A 992-nucleotide genomic window follows, 5' to 3' on the forward strand; every position below is an offset into this window, starting at 1 on the left:
GGCCGAGGTCCTTCGCCATGGTCCGGCTGCGTTCGACGTACCCCAGCGCCACTGCCAGCCGCAGCCCGGCCTCGGCGGCGTCCGGCACCTCGATCTCGATCTGCCGGCAGTCCCAGCCGCGCAGCACCTCCTCGGCGGCCAGTGCGGCGACCGTGGCGCGGCCGCGGCGCCGGTCGGGCACGTCGACCGAGAGGTCCTCGATGCGGCCGAGCCGCAGCCCGTGCAGCGATCCGGCGGCGAGCCGCACCGAGCCCACCGGGCGGCTGTTGACCATGATGTCGAAGCGGCGGGCGCGGGCGCCGTCCGATGTCCGCGCCTCCGGACCGGTGGGTCGCAGTGTGGTGGTCATCGTCTGACTCCTACCCGCCGCGGCGGCCCGCCACCTGCCGGCGGCGCCCCGATCAGGGATCGAGGTCGGCGGCGGCGCGCTCGTCGAACACCCGCATCGCCTTCGCGGTCACCGGCCCGGGAGCACCCGGCAGTTCCCGCCCGTCCAGTCGGCCCACGGCCTGGACGTCCCGCAGGCTCGAGGTGAGGAAGACCTCCTCGGCGCGGTCGAGCACGTCGAAGGGCAGCACGGACTCGACGGCTCCCGTCCACTCCTTGACCAGGGCACGGGTGATGCCCGCCAGGCAGCCGGAGGCGACCGGCGGGGTGTGGAGTTCACCGTCGAGCACCACGAACACGTTGGAGCCGGTCCCCTCGCACAGGTGGCCGACGGTGTTCGCGAGGAGCGCCTCGGAGGCCCCCTGCTGTCGCGCCCGGGCGAGTGCGACGACGTTCTCGGCGTAGGACGTGGTCTTGAGACCGGTCAGCGCGCCGCGTTCGTTGCGCGTCCAGGGCACGGTGACGGCGGCGGTGGTGTCCGGGCGGCGGGTCACGCCGCCGAGGGCCACCACCAGGGTGGGCGGCCCGTCCCCGCGGTCGGAGCCGAGCGGCGACAGACCGCCGGTGTAGGTGATGCGCAGCCGGCCCAGCGGTGCCGGCTCGGC

The 992-nt window shown here is 75.2% G+C and carries 1 protein-coding gene and 1 pseudogene; both read right to left on the reverse strand.

The features are described 5' to 3' along the window. A pseudogene (locus tag ACYVE9_RS28285) lies at positions 1–349 on the reverse strand (GNAT family N-acetyltransferase); the annotation flags it as partial. A 52-nt stretch (positions 350–401) separates the two neighbouring features. Beyond that, positions 402–992 (reverse strand): aminotransferase class IV (locus ACYVE9_RS28290; RefSeq protein ID WP_461030735.1); only part of this gene is annotated, 591 nt, incomplete at its 5' end.

The organism is Streptomyces sparsus, from assembly GCF_054776295.1.